Here is a 5,853-nt window from a genome sequence, read left to right as displayed (position 1 = left end):
CCGCAATATCCTGCATCTGCGCCGGCCGACCCCGTTCTTCGAGATAGGCAGGCGATGCGTAAAGCCCATAGGCCATATCGCCCACCTTGCGCATCAGCATGTCGCCCTGCGTTGGCCGGGCAAGGCGCAGGGCAATGTCCACATCCCGCAGCGGATTGCCGATTTTCGGCGCCTGACCAATGGCTGCAAGGCGCGGGTCCGTCACGATTTCCAGTTCAAGGCCCGGATGTTCGCGCCGGAAAGTGGAGAACTCCGCCGCGAGCAGCTTGCCCGCGATAACCTCGCCGGCCGCAAGGCGCACCGTGCCTTCAGCTCCCTCGCCCGCCGCCGCAAAGTCGCGGGGAAGCGCCGAAAGCCGCCGGTCCACGGGCTCCAGCGCCTCGACGAGCTTTTCCCCCGCCGCTGTCAGCCGATAGCCCGTGCGCTCGCGCTCGAAAAGCCGGGCGCCCAGATCTTCTTCCAGTGAGGCCACTCGGCGCAAAACCGTGGTCGTGTTCACGCCAAGCTGCTGCCCCGCGCCCGAAAGGCTGCCGGAGGCCGCAACGGCCAGGAAAAAACGCAGGTCATCCCAATTCATCGCCGCTCCACTTCAAAGCGTGGCTGTCGGCAGAAGAATAAAGCCCGGCGCGCCGCCGTAAATGCGAAAATGCAAAATTAGATTTGCGAAAAACCAGAATCAGGTGCCGGAAACGGGTTTCACCATGTCCGCGACCTGTTTTGCCGTCTTGCGGGCCTCATCCGTGTCCCCGGCGCGGGCAAGCGCCACGCCCATCCGGCGGCGCATAAAGGATTCCGGCTTGCCAAAGAGACGAAGATCGCTGCCCGGCATGGCAAGCGCCCTGTCAACATCCTCAAAGGCGATGCCCTTCTCCTCCAGCCCGCCATAGATGACAGCACTGGCACCCGGGGAAAGCTGCTCCACCGAGACGGGCAGACCCAGAATCGCGCGGGCATGAAGCGCGAACTCGCTCTGATATTGCGTGGCGAGCGTAACAAGGCCCGTATCATGCGGGCGCGGGCTCACCTCGGAGAACCAGACCATATCGCCCTTCACGAACAGCTCGACGCCGAAAACACCGCGCCCGCCCAGTGCATCCGTCACCTTTCTGGCAATCTCGCGCGCGGCGGCTAGCGCCCTGTCGCTCATCTGCTGCGGCTGCCAGCTCTCCACATAATCCCCCTTCTCCTGCCGGTGCCCGATCGGCGCGCAGAAGAAGGTATCAATCTCGCCACTCATACCCCGCGCGCGCACGGTGAGCTGGGTGATCTCATAATCGAAATCGATCAGCCCTTCGACAATGACGCGCGGCGCCTCGACGCGCCCACCCGCCATCGCATATTCCCAGGCGGGTTGAACATCATCCGGCCCCTTGAGCAGGCTCTGCCCCTTGCCAGATGACGACATGACGGGCTTCACAAAGCAGGGATAGCCGATACCGCCTTCACTGGCCTCGCGCACTTCTTCGGCGTTGGAAGCGAAGGCATAAGGCGAAACAGGAAGCCCCAGCTCTTCTGCCGCAAGGCGGCGGATGCCTTCGCGGTTCATAGTGAGCTGCGTTGCCCGCGCGGTCGGTATGACTTCAGCAAGCCCGTCAGCCTCGATGCGGGCAAGCTCATCCGTCGCAATCGCCTCGATCTCCGGCACGATAAGATGCGGGCGCTCCTTTTCCACAAGCGCACGCAAAGCCTTTGCATCCGTCATCGCGATCACATGCGCGCGATGCGCAACCTGATGCGCAGGCGCATTCTCATAACGATCAACCGCGATCACTTCCGCACCGAGCCGCTGCAGCTCAATGGTCACTTCCTTGCCAAGCTCGCCCGAGCCGAGAAGCATGACCCGGAAAGCGGATGGGGAAAGCGGCGTGCCGATACGCATGATGCCTCCGAAAGTTGGACGCAGCGGGTTTAGCACATCAGGCAAGGGGGCCAAATGCCGAGATACACCCGGCTCTTGCGACACCCGATGCTGCATGATAATGATTGAACAATTGTTCAATTGAATATATGAATCATGCCTGCCAAAACAAAAGCGGCCCTGCCCCTCCCCGCACTGGCGGAAGACAAGACCTACGAACTCGCCGACATGTTCAAGATGCTGGGCGACCCGAGCCGGCTGCGCATCGTGATTGCAACGCTGGAAGGGCCGGTATCGGTGGGCGAAATTGCCGAAAGGCTGGGCCTCTCAATCTCTCTGGTGAGCCACCACCTCCGGCTCTTGCGTGCAGCACGCCTCGTAATGGCAGATCGGCGCGGCAAGCAGATTTTCTATCGGACCCACGACCAGCATGTTGCGCGTGTCATTGATGACATGATTGCCCATGTGAACGAAGAGGCGGAGTGAGGACGGCATGAGCGCACATAACCACAATCATCCGCATGACCACGCGCACCATCATGGCCACAGTCACGGGCACCAGCATGGCCACGGACACGGCCATGCCCATGGCAGCACCAATGAGAAGCGCGTCCTCTTTGCCATGTGGCTCACCGGCGGCTTTATGGTGCTGGAGGCAGCGGGCGGCATCATCTCCGGCTCACTCGCCCTTCTCGCCGATGCGGGGCACATGCTCACCGATACGGGCGCGCTGTTTCTCGCGTTCATCGCCACGCGCCTCGCCCGCCGTCCTGCGGATGGCGCGCGCTCCTACGGTTATGCACGGGCCGAAATCCTTGCCGCTTTCGCAAATGGCCTGCTCATGGTCGGCGTCGTTGCCTGGATCGCAGCGGAGGCAGTGAGCCGCGTCATGTCGCCCTCGCCCGTGATGGGCGGTACCATGCTTGCTGTTGCCGTGGCGGGGCTTCTGGTCAACATCATCGCCTTCAGGCTGCTGCATGGCGGCGAGCAGACACTCAATATGCGCGGCGCGCTGGTGCATGTGCTGGGCGACATGCTCGGCTCTGCCGCTGCCATCATCGCCGCCCTCATCATCATGGCGACGGGCTACACCATTGCTGACCCGATCCTGTCGCTTCTGGTCGCTGTTCTCATCCTTCGCAGCGCCATCGCCATCGTGAAGGAGAGCGCGCATATCCTGATGGAAGGAGCGCCGGAGGGAGCAGAAGGCGAGCAGCTTGCCGCAGACCTGATGGCGAATGTCGAAGGTCTCGCCGATGTGCATCATGTCCACGCATGGTCGCTCGGCTCGAACCACGCCGTGGCGACACTCCATGCACGACTGCAGCCCGGCGCAGACGCCAACATCACCCTCACCGCCATCAAGACGCGCCTCGCCGATGAATTCGGCATCAGCCATGCAACCGTGCAGATCGAACCGGATGACTGCCCGGATCATCAGCACTGAGAAACGCCGTCAGTGCTGACAAATAAACCGCCCCCCTTCATGCTGCAATGCGGTATAATTCGCCCCGCAGCGTGAAGGGGTGTGCATGAGCGACGGCAGCAGCGATTGGAACGGCACGGCTGGCCACGAGCCCGGCTGGATGTCCCGCCTCGGAGAGCTGCGCATTTTCGGCGAACTCGGCGCTCTCGCTCCTGCCCTGCCAGCCCTTCTTTCCGCGCCCCGTGGTGACGGACATGCGGTGCTGGTGCTCCCCGGCATACTGACGGGCGATGAATCCACTTTTGTCATCCGCCGCTATCTCGAAGAACTCGGCTATGCCGCCCATCCCTGGAAGCAGGGGCACAATTGGGGCCCGAGCCGCGAACTGCATGAAAAACTCCGCCTCCGACTCCGCGAATTGCATGAGCGTTATGGCCGCCGGATCAGCATTGTCGGCTGGAGCCTTGGCGGCATTTTCGCGCGCGAACTTGCACGGGAATTTCCCTTCGCCGTACGACAGGTGATCACGCTTGGAAGCCCTTTCGGCTCGGACATTGCGATTGATGAGGATGCCGGGCCGGAAGCCATCGCGCAGCGCCGCACACCGCCGCCCGTGCCCTGCACATCGATCTATTCGAAAAGCGATGGCATCGTCTCATGGGAAGCCTGCCGCGAACTCCCTTCCCCCGAAACCGAGAATATCGAAATCTCGGCGACCCATATGGGCATGGGCTTCAACCCGCTCGTGCTCTGGGCGATAGCAGACCGGCTTGCACAGCCCGAAGGCGAATGGTCCCCCTTTGATCGCTCTGGCTGGCATGGCTTCGTTTACGGCTAGCCATTGCACAGCGCGGATAGGACCGGGTCCTGGTAATTTCGTTTGTGAGAGTTTGGGGTGTAGTCTTTTTCCCAAGACAGAAAAAGAAGGGGGCGCCCCATGAGTCTGACAGAGTCCGAAAAGCAGCTTGTCGAACAGTCGATTGAACGGGTGGCAGAAAAAATCGGCGATCCGACACCAGCCGTCTATGAACGGCTTTTTTCCGAACAGCCGGAAATGAAACAGAACTTCATCCTCGACACGGATGACAGCGCAAAGGGGCATATGCTTGCCGAAGCGCTGAACTGCATTTTCGACCTGCTGGGACCGCGCGCCTATGCGCCTGTGCTCATCCAGAGCGAACTCACGAACCATTCAGGCTTTGGCGTGCCGCCTTCGGTTTTCGCAATATTCTTCCGTGTGATGCGCGACACGTTCCGCGACGCGATGGGCGATGAATGGGGCGCCGATATGGACAGCGCCTGGAAAACGCTGCTCTGCGACGTTGATGGCTTCATCCAGGAGCAGGCCGCGAAATACGGCATGGAAGTCGGTTAGCCTTCACGCTTCATTCGAGACCAGCACACCGGCAATACGCGCCGCTGCTTCAAAGCCGATGCGCGGCGAGGACAGCACCGGCAAGGGCAATTCACCCGCAAGCGCAATCGCAGGTGCCATGGACGCCTGTGCGAGAACCAGCATGTCACTCTTCTGCGCAACAGCCCGAAGCTGCGCGGCGATGCCTTCGTAATAATCGCCGAGACGGCCTGCGCGAAACGCCGCCCAGACATCGTCAAAAAGATGTTCCTGCACTTCCACATCGCGGCCCGCCCGGACAGCCGAACTTTCGATAAGGCGGCGCGTGGGCGTCATGGTTGGCGCCAGTGCCGCGCAAATGCCGATGCGGCGCGCTGACCGCACGGCAATATCTGCCATCGGCCTGTCGATCCGCATGATCGGGATTTCTGCCTCGCCTGCCACCTGCTCCGCTTCATCGCCGAGCGTCGAGCAGGTGCAGACAACGACACGCGCTCCGCCCTCTGCAAGCGCAAGCAAGGCTTCCTGCGTGCGCAAGGAAACGGCGGGCGTGACACCGCCTGCCCTTTCGGTTGCCGCAAGCAGGTCTTCACGTACGACATGGCGCAGCTTCACACCCGGCGCAATCTCGCGCGCGAGATCATCGAAGGTTTCGATATGGATCGCCGCCGTATGCAGGAAGGCAATGGGCGCGCCGTGATGAGCAAATGATGGAGGCATCGTCACCTCTCCTTCAAAAGAAAAGGCCCCCCGCGCGATCTGCGCGGAGGGCCCATGATGCAAGGGGCTGTTCGCGAGATCGCGTCAGTTCTTTTCCTTGTCTACGAGTTTGTTGGCCGCAATCCACGGCATCATGCCGCGCAGACGGGCACCGACTTCTTCAATCGGGTGAGCGGCGGCACGAGCGCGCGTCGCCTTGAAGCTCGTCTGGTTGACCTTGTTCTCAAGCATCCAGTCACGGGTGAATTTGCCTGACTGAATGTCGTTCAGAACGCGCTTCATTTCCGCCTTCGTCTCGGCCGTGATGATGCGCGGGCCCGTGACATACTCGCCATACTCCGCCGTGTTGGAGATCGAGTAGTTCATGTTGGCAATGCCGCCTTCATAGATCAGGTCAACGATCAGCTTCACTTCGTGCAGGCATTCGAAATAGGCCATTTCCGGCGCGTAGCCAGCTTCCACCAGCGTTTCGAAACCGGCGCGGATCAGCTCCAC

The 5,853-nt window shown here is 61.4% G+C and carries 7 protein-coding genes and 1 pseudogene; 4 read left to right on the top strand and 4 right to left on the bottom strand.

Annotated features, from left to right (window positions below; all coding sequences use genetic code 11):
* Both WBF74_RS12740 and purT read right to left on the bottom strand, forming a co-directional pair.
* The coding region (locus WBF74_RS12740; RefSeq protein WP_424440491.1) for a LysR family transcriptional regulator at positions 1–577 on the bottom strand (577 nt) is incomplete at its 3' end.
* Positions 578–676: 99 nt separating this feature from the next.
* Positions 677–1,879: a formate-dependent phosphoribosylglycinamide formyltransferase gene (gene purT / locus WBF74_RS12735; protein ID WP_424440489.1), complete on the bottom strand. Its 1,203-nt coding sequence runs from the start codon at positions 1,877–1,879 to the stop codon at positions 677–679.
* A gap of 135 nt (positions 1,880–2,014) precedes the next feature.
* On the opposite strand from purT, the gene WBF74_RS12730 reads away from it, so the two are divergent.
* From WBF74_RS12730 to WBF74_RS12715, 4 genes are all read left to right on the top strand, one after another.
* Entirely contained in the window at positions 2,015–2,344 is a 330-nt protein-coding gene (locus WBF74_RS12730) for an ArsR/SmtB family transcription factor (RefSeq protein ID WP_424440487.1), read from the top strand.
* 7 nt (positions 2,345–2,351) lie between these two features.
* The gene (locus tag WBF74_RS12725; RefSeq protein ID WP_424440485.1) at positions 2,352–3,305 is read left to right on the top strand and encodes a cation diffusion facilitator family transporter; all 954 of its coding nucleotides are present in this window, start codon (positions 2,352–2,354) and stop codon (positions 3,303–3,305) included.
* Between the two features lie 85 nt (positions 3,306–3,390).
* Positions 3,391–4,122 carry an esterase/lipase family protein gene (locus tag WBF74_RS12720; RefSeq protein ID WP_424440483.1) on the top strand — a complete coding sequence of 244 codons (732 nt, stop codon included), beginning with the start codon at positions 3,391–3,393 and terminating at the stop codon, positions 4,120–4,122.
* Positions 4,123–4,221: 99 nt separating this feature from the next.
* The gene (locus tag WBF74_RS12715) at positions 4,222–4,659 is read left to right on the top strand and encodes a globin domain-containing protein (protein WP_424440481.1); all 438 of its coding nucleotides are present in this window, start codon (positions 4,222–4,224) and stop codon (positions 4,657–4,659) included.
* Between the two features lie 3 nt (positions 4,660–4,662).
* Here WBF74_RS12715 and WBF74_RS12710 read toward each other — a convergent pair whose 3' ends face one another.
* Both WBF74_RS12710 and WBF74_RS12705 read right to left on the bottom strand, forming a co-directional pair.
* Positions 4,663–5,358: an aspartate/glutamate racemase family protein gene (locus WBF74_RS12710; protein WP_424440479.1), complete on the bottom strand. Its 696-nt coding sequence runs from the start codon at positions 5,356–5,358 to the stop codon at positions 4,663–4,665.
* An 84-nt stretch (positions 5,359–5,442) separates the two neighbouring features.
* Positions 5,443–5,853 (bottom strand): annotated as a pseudogene (locus WBF74_RS12705) (ketol-acid reductoisomerase); the annotation flags it as partial.

The organism is Parvibaculum sp. (genome assembly GCF_049672805.1).
Taxonomy (GTDB): Bacteria; Pseudomonadota; Alphaproteobacteria; order Parvibaculales; family Parvibaculaceae; genus Parvibaculum.
Note: the sequence above shows the minus strand (reverse complement) of the source record. Positions and strands in the feature narration are given on the sequence as shown.